Below are 14,815 nucleotides of genomic sequence, written 5' to 3'. Positions count from 1 at the left end.
GAACAGAATTTCCTGGTGACTATAGCGTTTTGGACCCACCTGACCCCATGCCGAACTCAGAAGTGAAACAAAACAGCGTCGATGATAGTGTGGATTACCCATGTGAAAGTAGAACATCGCCAGGGCCTAATTTAATATAAAAATAAAAACTAAAAAACAGTATTTTCCTGATGACCATAGCGTTTTGGAACCACCTGACCCCATGCCGAACTCAGAAGTGAAACAAAACAGCGTCGATGATAGTGTGGATTACCCATGTGAAAGTAGAACATCGTCAGGGCCTAATTAAAGAAACCCGCTACAGCAATGTAGCGGGTTTTTTGTTTTTTGATCCAATACATCGCGAGATAATCTCGCTCTCACCACAGCATAAGCAAAGTGCAATATGGTAGGAGGTGGTTTATCCACCGATTTGTATGTCTATACGCCGAGAACATGTTACTTTTCCTTTTAGGTACAAAAAGAAGGAAAGGTGGAAAATCAAAGTGGTAGTGAAATTGTAAATTTACAACCTCGGTTTAGCTTGCTTGATACGCTAATATTTCCTTTTAATAATTTAACGAGCTCGTTTGTGATCGCAAGGCCAAGCCCCGCATTGTGTTTACGGTTACTTAGGCTATTTTTAGCCTGAAAGCTAGCGTCGAATATATAGGGAAGATCAGTGGCGCTTATCCCAGTGCCAGTATCATTAACACTCACTAAAGCAATATCTTGTTGCTGCTGTAATGTGAGCTGTACTTCACCACCAGCATGAGTGTGCCTGATAGCGTTATCGATGAGGTTTGATAGGATTCTGTCTAATTTCCCGATATCACTGTATATACTAACTTCGCTTGCTTTAGGGCTTATTAACATGGTTATTCCGCGCTGTTTAGCCTGCAATGTAAACTTAGCCGCAACGTCATACATAAGTTCAAGTAGATTAAAGGGCTCAATATGAAGTTTGGTATGTCCAGCTTCTAGATGGGCGAGTTCAAAAATCTGTGCGATAAGATGATTGAGCTGATTTATATTTTTGCTGGCAATTTCGATATGCGAAACGATATTTTTGTCACTCGTTTGTTTTTCTATCAGTTCAATGTAACCTTTAAGCGAGGCAAGTGGTGTGCGAAGATCGTGGCTTAGCTGTGAAAGTAATTCTTTACGTTGTTCATCTTTGAGGTTAAGTGTGGTTAATTGCTGCTGAATTTTATCCAGCATCGCATTGACGCTGCGACCCAGCTGATGGATCTCATCATGTTCTTCGGGCCAATTTATTTGGGCATCACGACTAATATTAAAATGGTTTTGGCTGACTTGATCTATATATTGAGTCAGTCTGGACACGGGCTTGGTGATTTTATTAAGCAGTAGCAAGACGACAACCAGCAAAAAGAACAAAGTGCCTAATAACCAACTTACGCCGAGCATCACCTTATCTGAATTTTTTAGCTGCTCAATAATGCTATCGTATTTTGACGAGCCGATGATGATATATAGATAACCCTGTAAAATATTCTGGTTAAATACAGGGGCCACAGAGAAAATTTTACTGCCGTTAACGCTCCTCGGGTCGTCACCAAATACAGGTAGTTGGCTATCGCTCTTTAGGAGCTTTTTTAATGGGGTAACATCAATTTGCTGACGTTTAACCTCTCCAGGGGCTGCAGAATAAGTTAATAGCTTACCTTCAGGGGAGACAAAATAAAACTCGAATGAGGGGCCTAAGATCATCAAGGTGTGAAATAGATTACTCAAACCATCATAGTCGTACACTCCCTCTTTTATCAGGGGGTTATCGTCGACAAGATGGGTCGCAAGTGCTAGGTGTAATTGTTGTTCTGCTTGAGATTTAGACACTTGAGATAGCGCTTGAGTCCACCACACAAAAATCGCTGCAATGACAACGAAAGTGACAAATAAGGTCAGTGCGAGTTTTTTGTAGAGTGAGAGCTTCATACGCTATGCCCACTAAGAGAGGCTGAATTTAACTTGTAACCAACACCCCATACTGTTTCGATCACCGTATTATTTGAAATAGCTTCAAGCTTTGCCCTCAGACGATTAATATGGGAGTTAACGGTATGCTCGTATCCTGAGTGTTGGTAGCCCCATACTGACTCTAATAACTGGGTTCGAGAAAACACGTGATTTGGGTGTTTAGCAAAAAACTGCAGCAGCTCAAATTCGGTTGCGGTAAGGTCTAATCTAACATTAGCCAACGAAATTTCATGACAACAGGCATCGATAACTAGGCTCCCAACTGCAATTTTATCGCTTGGGAAATTCGCATTTTCAGTTTGCATTGGTTGCTTAAGTTGCCTGACATGGCGTAGCTGTGCTTTCACTCTTGCTTGCAATTCTCTCGTATTAAAAGGCTTGCATATATAGTCGTCCGCACCAACTTCAAGTCCAATGATCCTATCGATATCGCTACTTTTTGAGGTGACGATGATGACACTACTCATAGGGTAAAGCGCCTTCAGCTCTCGACAAAGGGTTAGTCCATCCATATTAGGTAGCATTAAATCCAATAAAATCACGGAAAAATCGTTCGATTTAGCAGCCGACAATACTTGGCTGCCGTCGGCAACATGCGTTACCTCTAAAGCTAGCTCCTCTAAATGCACTTGGAGTAATCTCGCTATGTCTAAGTCATCTTCAACTAGCAACACGTTTTCTAACATAAATAGCCCTTTATGAAAGCGCAAACGCCTATGGCAGACGTTTGCGCATAGGCTATTTAACTCTCTCGATTGTGACTGCAAGCAGCGGGTTATCAAATTTATGGATACTAGTGAGTGTTGAACTTTGGAGTCCATCATCACTACCAACTACGCCACTGTGCATCGTCACCATGTTGTGATTATCGTTGCGCTCTGCGTTAAAGCCCTCACCGCTATCTGCTGGGCCTGGTATGGTTCCCGCGGCTTCGCTATTCAGCTCAGTTCCAGCATCGTAGGCAAGTGTTCGATACATTTGCATCTCGCCTACGGGCAGCGCAGAGAGGTCTATAGCATTTAGACCGGAGAATCCATCATTGGTATTCACCATCATGGTTAATAGCGATAATTTAAGCTCAGAGAGGTCTGTAGTTTTGATGGAAAGGTTGGTTGTTGCACCGGGGCCCAAAGGTCCATCCGTTGAGACGGATGCTTGTGTCATCTCGTCGGTGATGATGTCGCTGTTATTTCCGCCCTCTGCAAGTTGCTCTAATGCTTCACTTGCTGGCATGCCGACAGTAAAGTAATGACCAGACTGATGAAGCAGCACTGCAATTGGTGACATTGGCTGTGCATATGTAAGGTTGGTGATGGTGATGGCAAACTCATACTCAACCGGCTTTGGCTCGACCGGTGGCTCTGGCATCACCATATTATTGTCATTGTCTCCACATGCACTGAGCAGGAGCGCAGACATGGCAATTAATGCTAATTTCGCTTTCATAGCTCCCCCCTTATTTTACGGTTACTGTTACTTTAGCTACGGGATTTAACCAACGGTGCACGGTGTTATGCAGATCGCTATTACCGCCGACTTGCTCAGCGTCACCTACGTTGCCTCTGTGAATATGGACCATGGTGTTTTCTTCACTTGCTGTAACACCGGCTCCTTGAGTTCCTGGAGCCGTACCTGGTGATGCTGGGATCCCCAAAATACCGGGTGCACCAGAGCCTTCGACAACCAGTTCATTATTCGCTTCAGTACCCGCATCATAGGCATTAAGGTAAACTTCATAGGTGCCGGCAGCGCTTGGAATAGGCCAAGCGTTTAATCCTACAAATCCATCATTGGTAGGAAGTAGCATCGCCACAATTGAAAGGTGCGTATTGTCTTCACTGGTTGATATCGTGACCATTGTAGTGCCTGCGGGTGCAAGTAGCCCCTCAGCTGGGTTGGCGACCATATTGGCGTTTGCGCTTTCGAGAATTTGTCCTAAAGCTGAAATGTCACCGCCTTCGGCCATGGCTTGTAATGCTTCAGATGCTTGCTCACCGAGTTTAAAAAGAGCGGTATCTTGATTATGAGCAGCCACCAGTAAAGGCGTATAGTAAATACCGTGAGTGAGGTTAGTGATCTTTACTTCAAGGTCTTGTGCCAGCGCTGCGCTTGATAAACACGTGGCGACTAGGGTGGTCAGGATTTTTGCTTTCATGATGTACTCTTCTTATTAGGATTAACAGTCTCCTTATCATGGCTGCAAGATATTGAGATAGGCTCACGGAGTTATCACGTTTTTATCACAAAAGCATAGAATACTTATCACAGGGCTCAGATCAACGGAGCTTAGGTTAACTTGAAATACGCCGGAACGGTTTTAGTTGATCGAAAACTATCAATTAGTTCTGCAAGGTAGGACTAATGAGGAGTAAAAACTCCTCATTATTAGGGCCTGTTTATCTTTCAAGTTTGTTTTTGCAGCAGTTTGGTTGGTATTTATACAAGGCAGAGCCTGCGTAGCATAGTTGTTCTATGTGAGTCAGGCGATAAAGACTTTGTGCTCCTGCAAAGTCACCTTACCCCACATCCTTGTGGGGCAACACAGTAGAAATGCCAATCAAGCGCTGCCCTTTGGGTTCACCTGAGTGCGCTTTGTTCATTGTTGCTCAACTTTGGCCTAGATTACTAGGCGGCAAGTCGAGCGTCGCGACCAAAACCCACTCAGAAGAACAAAAATCAAACAGCAAAGGTCAACAGGCCCTAGGGAGGCGAGTTAGGGCTTATCGAAATAACTGAGGTTAACGCCAAGCACACTATTGGCATCAGCAAGCGTTACTTTGTTTTTAGTATTTGGCGAGAAGTTAGGATCGATATATTCCATAATCATTTCATTAGCAATTTTCCGATAGGCGATTTGTATTGCTTCTGACGAGCTACAGCCTTGGTCTGTTTCAAAGACTTCGCTTAGTGGCGCTAAACCAAACCCTTTTTGTAGCGCTAAATCTGTCGAACGTAACGCGCCTTCTACCCAGCCCTGATAATCAGAGTAAGCTTCACCGCAGGTAAACAGATTTGGCAACGGCTCCACTAAATCTTCGATGACATCTTTATCATTCGCGCCAATTGCCCATTGATGTACACCAAAACCAAATTGAAGGTTTTCAGGGACATTGAAATTTACATTCCCTTCCCAAATTCGAGCGCTAGTAAGGGTGGGCTGTGGGACATAGTGCGTATTAAAAATGTCTCTAAAGAATTGTGTCGCTTGTCGTACAACCGCTTCAGAGGCTGGAAAAATATCACTGGGAATAGACTCGACGAGTTCCGATTCACGAGGGTGATGATAAAGCTCACCTTTGTTTTGCAGTGCACTCCAAAAATTAATATTTAAATAATCACAGTAAATAGTCAATGCGGCTGGGCGACTGTATTTAGCGGCTTCTATCCCTTCGAGTTTGTGTTGAGTTTCAGAGTTAGGCTCTGCATGACGCTCGTTATACATAAGCGCGGCTGCGAGTTCATCATCTAAAGCATAAAAGGGATAAACAGAACCCGTTGGTAAATCGGCAAAGTTAGGTCCAAAGCTGACAGCTGGACGGCCTGTCATGCCGGTTCCCCACCATGCAGTGTCGTAGTATAAATTAATCTTCAGGAGCGGTTGGTTGCTTGTGCTTTGCAATGTATCCCATAACGCATCGCGCCGCTGCTTTGGTAGTTGTTTGAATACACCCGACGCTATGAACAACTTTTCAAGCGCGAGCCTTGGTAGCCCTAAAATAAGCTTTTCGGCTTTAAATGTTCCTTCGCTTATCTGTCCGTCTTGCTCGGTTTTGGTGTACTTAAGTACATATAGATTGTCTGCTTTATCAAAGGCGATGCTATCGATGCTTGTTTGCAGGTAAATCTTCTCTTTGCCTATTTTATCCACCAGCGCGTTTGGCAGGGTGCTAAAGCCGTCTTTAAAGGTTCTAAATTCGACATCTGCAGGAAAGTCTTCCAAAAGCTGATAGGCAACCCCCGCATTCATTTTCGATAAGAAAGTGCCATTAAAGCCCAAAACACGATACAGCATGGTGATACATTCTTGGCTATAACCCATATCAGTGAGTAAATCCCACAAAGACCAATTATACAGCGGCTCACCTTGCCATTGGCATTGCAGACGGAACTCCTGCCAAAACTCTGGGCCACGAACCTCAGGCCTTGAATCGAATTGTGGATTCACTTGCAAGATACGATTAAAAACAACATTAATAATGTCTTTGGGATTAACGCCTTGTTCGTTTGGGTCGAGGTTATAAAGTGCCGACCAAATATGATAGTCGTCTTGCTTAGCGTCGTTTACCGAAAAGCTGGTCCCGCGAAAGTAGAGTCGGTTATTGCCGTCGCTATTCATGGGGAAAGGGACTATCTGATCTTCTAGGCCCAATTTTAGAAAGAGGGCCATTAGGTCATCCATACCCTCAAATAGAAACCGCATACCACCTTGTTCTTCTTTGACCGTAATGGTGCTGTCAGGTTTTGCTCCGGCACGGTTATCTCTAAAATGGATAAGATCTGAGTCTAATCTTCCACCTGTGCGGTTGCTGCGCTCAAAAATGGCGAAGTCATCAACGTCTGTTTCGCACTGTAATCGCCAAGCGCTATACAAACCAGACATACCAGCCCCTATCACAGCGACTTTCACCGCGTCTGGAATGGGTTTTTGACTAATATCGGTACCTATTTTGTAGTGAGTCATGTGAGTTCCTTAGTCGACTATGTCTCACACTTTTGAGGCTGACTGCTTTTATACCAATTGGTATTACTTCCTAGCTCGCTAAGTGATCTATAACGTATCTATGCACTCCAACCTGTTGAGTGCACTTTCCAAAAATTTGTTGCAGCAAGCCAAGTATTGCTTTCTCAGCTTGATGCAAAACCCAGATACTACTTTAGTACACTGGTTAAGTTTGTGTTAATTTTTGCGGCAGTTTTGCCAAGTGTTTGTCTAAAAAGTACGAATGGTATGAATTTAATAAACTTTTATTTTCGGCTGAACACTAATTTGAGGGATGGAACACACTTGTTCCATCCAGACTAACGTATTTAGGCGAACCGGAGCATTTAGCCAACAATGATATGGGGTAAGAAACGGCTAAGATCTTGGGTGATCAGACTTTTATCTTCACGTACACCAATTCCAACAGCTTTATCACCGACAATCCATGAACCGATGAGCGTATTGAAGCCTGCAAATTTGGGTAAAGGTGAGTAGGCTTGATAAATATAGCCTTCTTCGCCATATCCACCTGCAGACTGTGCAAGCAGCTGTTGATCTTTTCGGATCTCAATATTCGCGCCCTCACGAGAAAATAGCGGCTTTTTCACATAGCCGGACTCACTGTTTGCGATTTTATGCTTATCTTGTTCAAAGTATGCAGGTAACAGATTTGGGTGATTTGGAAAGGTTTGCCATAGCAAAGGTAAAATTGCTTTATTTGATAAAATCGCTTTCCAAGCAGGCTCTAGCCATTGCACTTTTGCTTCTGATAATTGTTCACTATATTCATCTTGAAACATAAATTCCCACGGGTATAGCTTAAACATCCATTGGATTTTTCCATCATCAAGGTCGACAAAGTGTTGGTTATTAAATCCGATATCTTCGATAAAAACTTGTTTCGTTTTGAGTCCAGCTTCCATCGCGCAGCTGCGCATATATTGAATGGTGCCCAAGTCCTCAATGCTTTCTTTGCAGCAAGAAAAGTGTAGGGGAGCACCGCGGTGGAATTTATGCAGTTGATAAAAACGCTCTATCAGCGCTTCTTGAAGGCCATTAAATTGATCCGCATTACGCGGTAGCTTACCGGCTCTTACCTGTTCTTCAAGCCATAGCCACTGCCAGTAACCCGTTTCGAATAAACTGGTGGGCGTGTCATAATTGGCCTCCAGCAGCTTAGCTGGTAACTTACCATCGTAACTAAAGTCAAAGCGACCATAGAGCGCTTGGTCTCGACGACGCCATGAGCGAGTCACTAATTCCCATTGAGACTCAGGAATAGCAAACTGTTGCAGAAGTGACTCATCATTACACACTAAATCGACAAGGTGTAAGAGCATTTGGTGGAGTTCATCACTTGGGTCTTCCAAGTCTTGCTCAATTTGTTTTAACGTAAATTGATAATATGCACTTTCGTCCCAATACTTTTCACCATACATAGTATGAAATTCAAAGCCGTGGGCTTTTGCTTGTTCACGCCAGTGTGGGCGTTCATCAATAGAAATTCTTAACATAAGTGTAAAATCGATCCGTCTAATACCAATTGTATTAAGTAAATGAGCTATTTTGAAGCGGGGAAATAGCTTTAGTAGCAAGGCAAAAATTTTGCTATTTAGTTGTTCTAAATGAGAGATTTTTAACGAAGCTAATATGGTATTTCACTCTTCAAATTGATTGGAGAATTAATTCAATTGGTATAATACCAATTGCGTAGATACTTGGTAAACTACAGAGCACTCAATAAAAAGCCGAGTGGACCTCGGCTTATATTTTATCAAGCGAAGGTTGGCTTAGCTGCCCCAACTGCCACTACTACTACGAGAAGCTGTGCGGCCAAATCCACCGCGACTGCGTGATACTGAGCTGGCGCGAGGCTTGTAATTTATAGTTGAGCTTTTGACCGATGTTGTACCCGAAGACTTTGCAGACGCGACAAACCCGTTTTGCGCATTTCGGTAGCTAAAGAAGTCATCACGAGAGCGATACAGTGGCTTTGCGCCAGAGTAGTAAGTGCCACCTAAGTAAGCCGCTTTCTTCTTTTTGCGCTTTTTCATCATGTCTAGGCCTTCGTCTACTGCTTCTGCAAGTGCAGCAACCATAAAGCCTGCCATAATTGGACGCCAGATCCCACCACTCGAATTTTCACAGCGATCAAAGCCAAAGTCGCTTTCGCATAGCTGTTCAGAGGCATATTTGGGGGCTTCTTGGCGATGGCTATCGAGTGCTTGTTGGTATTGAAACTGGCATGCTTCTTCTTCAATACCGAATGATGTACATTCATCAACGTCTTTAAAAAGTAACGCTGATTCGTCGCTATCACCACACGCGGTCAACCCTCCTGTGGCGCCCATTAATAAAGTCAATTTGATTGTTCTACTCCTTTTCATATTGACTCCTTAATAGGTCATGCAAGCGGCATTCAAAATTCCGGTCGCAAGCGAGGCACCACCTAAGAACAACCCAGCACTGATGTGATTGTTTTCGATTTTCTCAGATAGCTTTGGCATATAAAGCCTTACCATGAAGAAGGTAATTAACTGCATGACTCCCGCAATAACACCCCAAACGGCAAAATCAATAAGAGAGACTGCATTGACAGCGGCACTGGCGATAGGTAAGACAAAACCAATTAAGGTACCGCAAAACGCAGTTGCAGCAGCAGGGTTGTTTTCTTTAACTAGTTTCCACTCACAATAAGGGGTAACTTTGGAGTAAATAAACAAAAAGACTAGGGTAAGTAAGTAGGCAAGGCCGAAGTAGGAAATAAAAGGGACAAATCCTTGTAAAGAATCCAAAATCATAATTTTCTCTTTGTTATAGCATCGAATTTGAAATCCGATAGATATTAATCATCATCGTAGGTGAGCTGCTCTAGCTCGCGATGTAGTATATCATCATCTCCAAGGTTAAGTTCAATAAGGCGCTTTAAATGCGTCACACTATCAAGATCGATTTGGCGGCAATGTACGCCTAAATGACCCTCTTCAACATGACGAACTTCTACCTCCATCGTAATTTGGATATCACTGCCAGGTAAATAAAAGTTTAAACTTGCTGGGTCATTTTTGAGTGGCACATAACCATCGGGCAGGGTGAGTAACGCGCCATTGAGCGATAAATCCAAGATTTCGCAGCTAAAATCACCGCTTGAGGCCATAAATTGTGCCTCGTTTGAAAAAATAACTCTGGAAAAACGTCGACGTTCTTTCATTACTGATCCTAATAGTCCGTATAGGTAAAGAATAGCTTATATCATTGTGCTCGCTACTAAAAAATGACAATAAATTACGCCGCTTGGATGGAATTGCCACTGAAATTTGATTTGCTACTTGTTTCAACAGTGCGGCATGAATAAAGCTAAGCGGCTACTAAAAAATAAAAAAGGCTCCTAACGGGGAGCCTCAGATTATCATCGTCGATAGACTAATGTTTTAATTATTAGCCAATCTTCTTGTATTTGATACGTTTAGGCTCTGCGGCCTCAGCACCAAAGGTCTTCTTCAGCCATTCTTCGTATTCAGTGTAGTTGCCGTCAAAGAAATTGATTTGGCCTTCATCACGGTAATCTAGGATGTGGGTCGCGATACGGTCTAGGAACCAACGGTCGTGCGAGATACACATAACGCAGCCCGGGAATTCCAAAATCGCATTTTCTAGCGCTCGTAACGTTTCAACGTCGAGATCATTGGTTGGCTCATCCAGCAACAGTACGTTACCGCCTGCTTTTAGTAGTTTTGCTAAGTGCAGACGATTGCGCTCACCACCAGAGAGCTCTTTTACAAACTTTTGTTGGTCATTGCCCTTAAAGTTAAAGCGGCCAACATAGGCGCGGCTTGGTACTTCAAAGTTACCAATTTTAAGAATGTCTTGGCCGTTGGAGATCTCTTGGAATACCGTGTTATTACCGTCCATGTCATCACGGAACTGTTCAACAGTGGCGATTTCAACTGTTTCACCAATAGTGATGTTACCACTATCTGGCTGCTCTTGACCGCTTAGCATTCTAAACAGCGTTGACTTACCCGCGCCGTTTGCACCGATGATCCCAACAATTGCACCTTTAGGTACGTTGAAGTTCAAATCGTCAATCAACAATCGGTCACCGAAGCTCTTACGTAAGTTGCTCACTTCAATTACTTGGTCGCCTAAGCGAGGACCTGGTGGAATGAATAGCTCGTTGGTTTCGTTACGCTTTTGATAGTCGTTTTGCTGAAGCTCGGTAAACTGCGCCATACGTGCTTTAGACTTAGCTTGGCGACCTTTCGGATTTGAGCGCACCCATTCAAGTTCTTTTTCAATCGACTTCTGGCGTGCTTTCTCTGATTTTTCTTCTTGCTTCAAACGTGCATCTTTTTGCTCAAGCCATGAAGAATAGTTACCTTCCCACGGAATACCATGGCCACGGTCAAGCTCTAAAATCCAGCCAGCTACGTTATCTAGGAAGTAGCGGTCGTGGGTGATCGCCACCACTGTGCCCTCGTAGTCATGAAGGAAGCGTTCCAACCACGCAACTGACTCGGCGTCTAAGTGGTTAGTTGGTTCGTCAAGAAGCAGCATATCTGGCTTTTCAAGTAACAGTCGGCAGATAGCAACACGGCGTCTTTCACCACCTGAGAGGTGCTCAATTTTTGCATCCCATTCTGGTAAACGAAGCGCATCGGCAGCACGCTCAAGCGCATTATCTAGGTTGTGACCGTCGTGTGCTTGGATGATAGCTTCTAATTCGCCTTGCTCTTTAGCTAGCGCATCAAAGTCAGCGTCTTCCATTGCGTACTCTGCGTACACTTCGTCTAATCGAGTAAGTGCGCGCTTAACTTCGCCAACTGCTTCTTCAATCGTTTCACGAACGGTTTTGCTTTCATCTAGTACAGGTTCCTGCGGTAGGTAACCAATCTTAGTACCAGGTTGCGGACGTGCCTCGCCCTCGAATTCATTATCCACACCCGCCATAATACGAAGTAAGGTCGATTTACCTGCACCATTAAGACCTAAAACACCAATTTTAGCGCCCGGGAAAAAGCATAAAGAAATGTCTTTCAGAATAGTGCGCTTAGGTGGCACAACTTTGCTCACCCGCGACATGGTATAAATATATTGAGCCATGAGTTTCCAATCTCTTTTTTAAGTTAGATGTATTTTAGAGAAAGCCTTCCAGTGCTGCAATGTTGATAGTTCAGAACGAGGAAAAAACAATGCCCAAGCTAAAGTTGGTTAACTATTGTAATTTTTTATTTACCTTTTAATAAGTTAAATAATTGAACTGTTTATTTATCCAGTTATTGATTGTAAGCATATCATTCATAGGTCATTTTTGACCTGTTTCCAATCCGAGAAATCGCTATTATATCACTACGCTGAAGAAAGTTATCAGATGAACATGTTAACGGGCGTGGTGGGTTTTTACCGGAACTAAAAACTCGATGGCAAGGATGAACGGCTACGTTGTTTTCGCTTTTCAGCGATCCCCATTCAGCTAAGCAGAACAAATTTTCACTAGTCGTGTTTATTTTTTGAGGTAAGGAGAACAATGACACTTATAAACACAACCACATCCAGACTGGTGGGTCAAAGCAAACCAGCTCCAACAGGAGCTGAAATTCTTCGTGTTGCGCGAAAGCTCAGAGGTTACACGCAAGCTGAATCAGCCGCTCATTATGGTATTGAGGAGCGTACGTTAAGACGATGGGAAAATAGGGAATATAGCCCACGCTGGAATGATGTTATTGGCCTAGTTGAAGATGTGTACTTACTCGATATTTTAGAAGTGATAGGAAAAATCCATGACCAACAAGCAAGTGACAATTAAACAGGTACGTACCGCCCTTAAGCGCTGGGGTAAGTTTTGGTGTAGTAAAGAGCTAGGTAAGGGCTTTAGCCGTCAAGCAGCAACTGAAGCTATTGGCAGTTCATCAAGCCAATACGTGAGTGCAGAGCAGATGCATGTGCCAGATGAAATTGCTCAACTTACCGCATCAATTGAGTTACTTAGGCCAGAATGTAAGCGTGCAATCCGAGCTAAATACATGATGCATAACAAGGTGGTCGATGCAGCAAAAACATTGGGTTTTGACAGCAAGCGTTCAATGGAGTTTTGGTTATTGAAAGCTGAGCAAAGCTTGATGGTTAATATGTCGACACATTAGCAACAATAAAGGGGAATTGTATGTCCGTAATGAATACAGTAGAGCAACTCAAAAAACATGAGGGGTTTCGCCAATTTCCTTACCTTTGTACCGCGGGAAAGCTGACTATTGGTTATGGTCGAAATCTCGATGATAAGGGGATTGATGAAGAAGAAGCAGAATCACTACTTGCGAGCGATGTAGAAAATGCCAAAGCGGCGGTGGCGCGCAGGATTGCAACCCAACACTGCAACGATGCACGGATGGCGGTGCTGGTAAATATGGCATTTAACTTAGGGATCACAGGATTACTTAATTTTAGTCGAATGTTACAAGCGGTCGAAAAAGGTGATTTTGATACCGCCGCGCTAGAAATGTTAGATAGCCGATGGGCAAGACAAGTGCCTAATCGCGCGCAAGAGCTTGCTCAACAGATGATCTCTGGGGAATGGCAATCATGAGTCTATTAGGTAGCCTATTTTCTGCAAAAACAGTGGCACCGATAGAAGCAATTGGCAATATTCTTGATGAATTGTTTACTAGTGAAGAAGAAGTGCTCAAGCAAGAGCATTTAAAGGCGAGACTGATAGCAAAGCATGCATTAGTACAAGCGCAGATCAATCAAGTTCAAGCAGCGCATCGCAGCGTTTTTGTAGCGGGGGCGAGGCCTTTTTTGATGTGGGTGTGTGGTCTAGGCTTTTTGTTTTCGTTCGTGATTAATCCAATTCTACAGTGGTTAATGCCTGAACATGGTACGCCTGAGTTGCCGCTTGATGTGATGCTAGAGCTTACGCTTGCCATGTTAGGGCTTGCAGGGCTTAGAACCGTTGAGAAAGTAAAAGGGGTCAGCAAGTGAATCATCCTGAACAATGGCAAATGAAAAAGGAGTTTAATTTGGCCCACATTCTCACCACCATTGCGCTGTTGGTGTCTGGTGTTATTTACCTTGGCGACTTAGATAAAAGGATAACCACTAACTCCCAAGAGCTTGATCACCTCAAGCAAATTCGCCAAGAAGACCAAAAGCGCATCGAAAAGCGCTTAGATTCTATAGATAAAAAATTAGATACGTTGCTCGGTGCCCGCAGAGTGGGTCCGTAGCGCCGCTATTATCGGCCGTATTGGCTTTCTTTATCCAACCCCATTTAAAAGGAGAGTAGCATGAATAATGCTATCGATTTGACGCGCCTATCTGCACCTGATGTGTTGGAGACAGTCAGCTATGAAGCTATTTATCAGGAATTAGAAGCGCAATTGCAACAGCAGTTTCCAGATTATCCATTTCTTCCCTCAGATCCAGCAATAAAGCTGATGGAGCTTTTTGCCTATCGCGAGGTATTACTGAGACAGCGTGTGAATGACGCCGCACAATCTGTGATGGTGGCATATGCTACGGGCAGTGACTTGGATCATTTGGGTGTTTTGTTCGGTGTGGCGCGAGAAGAAGCGGAATCGGATGAACGCTATCGTTTGCGGATCCCACTTTCTCTTGAAAGTCATTCAATGGGAGGCACGTCTGGTGCTTATCAGTACCACGCGTTTACCGCTTCTGCAAAAGTGAAAGACGTATTTGTTGAATCAACATTGCCGGGCATTGTTGAAGTCCATGTGTTACCAGTTGCTGATGTGGTGACTTTGGAAGATAAAGAAGCACTGAGAACAGAGGTGTTACGTTATCTCAATGACGAAGATGTTAGACCGCTTACAGACCTTGTACGCGTGCATTTGGTAGAGCCAACGGCCTACACGATTGAAGCCGATATTTACTTTAATGCAGGTATTAATACGGAGCAGGTTAAAGTGTCCATCCATCGTGCAATTGAAAACTTTATTCAATCGCATTACTTGCTCGGGAAAGAAGTACCCAGCTCGGGACTTATTGATGCCTTGCATCAAGGGGGAGTAAGAAAAGTGAAGCTTCGCTCGATGCATGACGACCTCTCACCAAGTGCTAAAAATGCAGCTTATTGTCGCGATGTGCAATTACACTTTCCAACGGAGTAAGATGAGC

Annotated in this window: 17 protein-coding genes and 2 rRNA genes; 9 read left to right on the top strand and 10 right to left on the bottom strand. The window is 43.7% G+C overall.

Annotation, left to right across the window (positions count from 1 at the left end; all coding sequences use genetic code 11):
* Positions 1 to 11 precede the first annotated feature (11 nt).
* Both rrf (NH462_RS21845) and rrf (NH462_RS21840) read left to right on the top strand, forming a co-directional pair.
* A 5S ribosomal RNA gene (rrf, locus tag NH462_RS21845) occupies positions 12 to 125 on the top strand.
* A gap of 41 nt (positions 126 to 166) precedes the next feature.
* Positions 167 to 280 (top strand): 5S ribosomal RNA (gene rrf / locus NH462_RS21840).
* Positions 281 to 480: 200 nt separating this feature from the next.
* On the opposite strand, the gene NH462_RS21835 is transcribed toward rrf (NH462_RS21840), so the two are convergent.
* From NH462_RS21835 to NH462_RS21820, 4 genes are read right to left on the bottom strand one after another with little or no spacing between them, the layout of a single operon-like run.
* Positions 481 to 1,938 (bottom strand): HAMP domain-containing sensor histidine kinase, encoded by a 1,458-nt coding sequence (locus NH462_RS21835; RefSeq protein WP_253107747.1) that lies wholly within the window; start codon positions 1,936 to 1,938, stop codon positions 481 to 483.
* Positions 1,935 to 2,666 carry a response regulator transcription factor gene (locus tag NH462_RS21830; RefSeq protein ID WP_010378302.1) on the bottom strand — a complete coding sequence of 244 codons (732 nt, stop codon included), beginning with the start codon at positions 2,664 to 2,666 and terminating at the stop codon, positions 1,935 to 1,937. The genes NH462_RS21835 and NH462_RS21830 overlap by 4 nt, the downstream gene beginning before the upstream one ends.
* 52 nt (positions 2,667 to 2,718) lie before the next feature.
* Positions 2,719 to 3,426: a spondin domain-containing protein gene (locus tag NH462_RS21825; RefSeq protein ID WP_253107746.1), complete on the bottom strand. Its 708-nt coding sequence runs from the start codon at positions 3,424 to 3,426 to the stop codon at positions 2,719 to 2,721.
* Positions 3,427 to 3,436: 10 nt separating this feature from the next.
* A complete protein-coding gene (locus tag NH462_RS21820; RefSeq protein ID WP_010378306.1) occupies positions 3,437 to 4,135 on the bottom strand; it encodes a spondin domain-containing protein in 699 nt (232 codons plus the stop codon).
* 395 nt (positions 4,136 to 4,530) lie between these two features.
* Here NH462_RS21820 and NH462_RS23090 point away from each other — a divergent pair, with 395 nt between their 5' ends.
* Positions 4,531 to 4,716, top strand: a complete 186-nt coding sequence (locus tag NH462_RS23090; RefSeq protein ID WP_081629139.1) for a hypothetical protein — start codon at positions 4,531 to 4,533, stop codon at positions 4,714 to 4,716.
* Here NH462_RS23090 and NH462_RS21815 read toward each other — a convergent pair.
* The 6 genes from NH462_RS21815 to ettA all read right to left on the bottom strand — a co-directional run bounded on the left by NH462_RS21815 (position 4,694) and on the right by ettA (position 11,785).
* Positions 4,694 to 6,661: an FAD-dependent L-amino acid oxidase gene (locus NH462_RS21815; RefSeq protein WP_253107745.1), complete on the bottom strand. Its 1,968-nt coding sequence runs from the start codon at positions 6,659 to 6,661 to the stop codon at positions 4,694 to 4,696. The two genes, NH462_RS23090 and NH462_RS21815, sit on opposite strands and share 23 nt — an antisense overlap.
* 365 nt (positions 6,662 to 7,026) lie before the next feature.
* On the bottom strand, positions 7,027 to 8,196 hold the full coding sequence (locus NH462_RS21810) for a glutathionylspermidine synthase family protein (protein ID WP_253107744.1): 1,170 nt from the start codon (positions 8,194 to 8,196) through the stop codon (positions 7,027 to 7,029).
* A gap of 276 nt (positions 8,197 to 8,472) precedes the next feature.
* On the bottom strand, positions 8,473 to 9,069 hold the full coding sequence (locus tag NH462_RS21805; protein WP_010378313.1) for a DUF1190 domain-containing protein: 597 nt from the start codon (positions 9,067 to 9,069) through the stop codon (positions 8,473 to 8,475).
* A 9-nt stretch (positions 9,070 to 9,078) separates the two neighbouring features.
* Positions 9,079 to 9,483, bottom strand: a complete 405-nt coding sequence (locus NH462_RS21800) for a DUF350 domain-containing protein (RefSeq protein ID WP_010378315.1) — start codon at positions 9,481 to 9,483, stop codon at positions 9,079 to 9,081.
* A gap of 44 nt (positions 9,484 to 9,527) precedes the next feature.
* Positions 9,528 to 9,893: a PilZ domain-containing protein gene (locus NH462_RS21795; protein WP_010378318.1), complete on the bottom strand. Its 366-nt coding sequence runs from the start codon at positions 9,891 to 9,893 to the stop codon at positions 9,528 to 9,530.
* Between the two features lie 227 nt (positions 9,894 to 10,120).
* Positions 10,121 to 11,785, bottom strand: a complete 1,665-nt coding sequence (gene ettA / locus NH462_RS21790; RefSeq protein ID WP_010378320.1) for an energy-dependent translational throttle protein EttA — start codon at positions 11,783 to 11,785, stop codon at positions 10,121 to 10,123.
* 424 nt (positions 11,786 to 12,209) lie between these two features.
* Here ettA and NH462_RS21785 point away from each other — a divergent pair, with 424 nt between their 5' ends.
* From NH462_RS21785 to NH462_RS21760, 6 genes are read left to right on the top strand one after another with little or no spacing between them, the layout of a single operon-like run.
* Positions 12,210 to 12,488 (top strand): helix-turn-helix transcriptional regulator, encoded by a 279-nt coding sequence (locus NH462_RS21785; RefSeq protein ID WP_010378322.1) that lies wholly within the window; start codon positions 12,210 to 12,212, stop codon positions 12,486 to 12,488.
* Positions 12,463 to 12,825, top strand: coding sequence for a hypothetical protein (locus tag NH462_RS21780; protein WP_010378324.1), 363 nt, complete (start codon positions 12,463 to 12,465; stop codon positions 12,823 to 12,825). Before NH462_RS21785 ends, NH462_RS21780 begins: the two co-directional genes overlap by 26 nt.
* A 20-nt stretch (positions 12,826 to 12,845) precedes the next feature.
* Entirely contained in the window at positions 12,846 to 13,265 is a 420-nt protein-coding gene (locus NH462_RS21775) for a glycoside hydrolase family protein (protein ID WP_017218911.1), read from the top strand.
* Entirely contained in the window at positions 13,262 to 13,660 is a 399-nt protein-coding gene (locus tag NH462_RS21770) for a 3TM-type holin (RefSeq protein WP_010378328.1), read from the top strand. The genes NH462_RS21775 and NH462_RS21770 overlap by 4 nt, the downstream gene beginning before the upstream one ends.
* A complete protein-coding gene (locus tag NH462_RS21765) occupies positions 13,657 to 13,905 on the top strand; it encodes a hypothetical protein (RefSeq protein WP_010378331.1) in 249 nt (82 codons plus the stop codon). The genes NH462_RS21770 and NH462_RS21765 overlap by 4 nt, the downstream gene beginning before the upstream one ends.
* Positions 13,906 to 13,965: 60 nt before the next feature.
* A complete protein-coding gene (locus NH462_RS21760) occupies positions 13,966 to 14,808 on the top strand; it encodes a baseplate J/gp47 family protein (protein WP_069020304.1) in 843 nt (280 codons plus the stop codon).
* Positions 14,809 to 14,815: the final 7 nt, after the last annotated feature.

The organism is Pseudoalteromonas sp. OANN1 (assembly GCF_024124685.1).
Taxonomy (GTDB): Bacteria; Pseudomonadota; Gammaproteobacteria; order Enterobacterales; family Alteromonadaceae; genus Pseudoalteromonas; species Pseudoalteromonas piscicida.
Note: the sequence above shows the minus strand (reverse complement) of the source record. Positions and strands in the feature narration are given on the sequence as shown.

Coding starts and splice junctions, on each gene's coding strand:
- NH462_RS21835 (WP_253107747.1), bottom strand. CDS start 1,938: ATGAAGCTCTCACTCTACAAAAAACTCGCACTGACCTTATTTGTCACT.
- NH462_RS21830 (WP_010378302.1), bottom strand. CDS start 2,666: ATGTTAGAAAACGTGTTGCTAGTTGAAGATGACTTAGACATAGCGAGA.
- NH462_RS21825 (WP_253107746.1), bottom strand. CDS start 3,426: ATGAAAGCGAAATTAGCATTAATTGCCATGTCTGCGCTCCTGCTCAGT.
- NH462_RS21820 (WP_010378306.1), bottom strand. CDS start 4,135: ATGAAAGCAAAAATCCTGACCACCCTAGTCGCCACGTGTTTATCAAGC.
- NH462_RS23090 (WP_081629139.1), top strand. CDS start 4,531: ATGCCAATCAAGCGCTGCCCTTTGGGTTCACCTGAGTGCGCTTTGTTC.
- NH462_RS21815 (WP_253107745.1), bottom strand. CDS start 6,661: ATGACTCACTACAAAATAGGTACCGATATTAGTCAAAAACCCATTCCA.
- NH462_RS21810 (WP_253107744.1), bottom strand. CDS start 8,196: ATGTTAAGAATTTCTATTGATGAACGCCCACACTGGCGTGAACAAGCA.
- NH462_RS21805 (WP_010378313.1), bottom strand. CDS start 9,069: ATGAAAAGGAGTAGAACAATCAAATTGACTTTATTAATGGGCGCCACA.
- NH462_RS21800 (WP_010378315.1), bottom strand. CDS start 9,483: ATGATTTTGGATTCTTTACAAGGATTTGTCCCTTTTATTTCCTACTTC.
- NH462_RS21795 (WP_010378318.1), bottom strand. CDS start 9,893: ATGAAAGAACGTCGACGTTTTTCCAGAGTTATTTTTTCAAACGAGGCA.
- ettA (WP_010378320.1), bottom strand. CDS start 11,785: ATGGCTCAATATATTTATACCATGTCGCGGGTGAGCAAAGTTGTGCCA.
- NH462_RS21785 (WP_010378322.1), top strand. CDS start 12,210: ATGACACTTATAAACACAACCACATCCAGACTGGTGGGTCAAAGCAAA.
- NH462_RS21780 (WP_010378324.1), top strand. CDS start 12,463: ATGACCAACAAGCAAGTGACAATTAAACAGGTACGTACCGCCCTTAAG.
- NH462_RS21775 (WP_017218911.1), top strand. CDS start 12,846: ATGTCCGTAATGAATACAGTAGAGCAACTCAAAAAACATGAGGGGTTT.
- NH462_RS21770 (WP_010378328.1), top strand. CDS start 13,262: ATGAGTCTATTAGGTAGCCTATTTTCTGCAAAAACAGTGGCACCGATA.
- NH462_RS21760 (WP_069020304.1), top strand. CDS start 13,966: ATGAATAATGCTATCGATTTGACGCGCCTATCTGCACCTGATGTGTTG.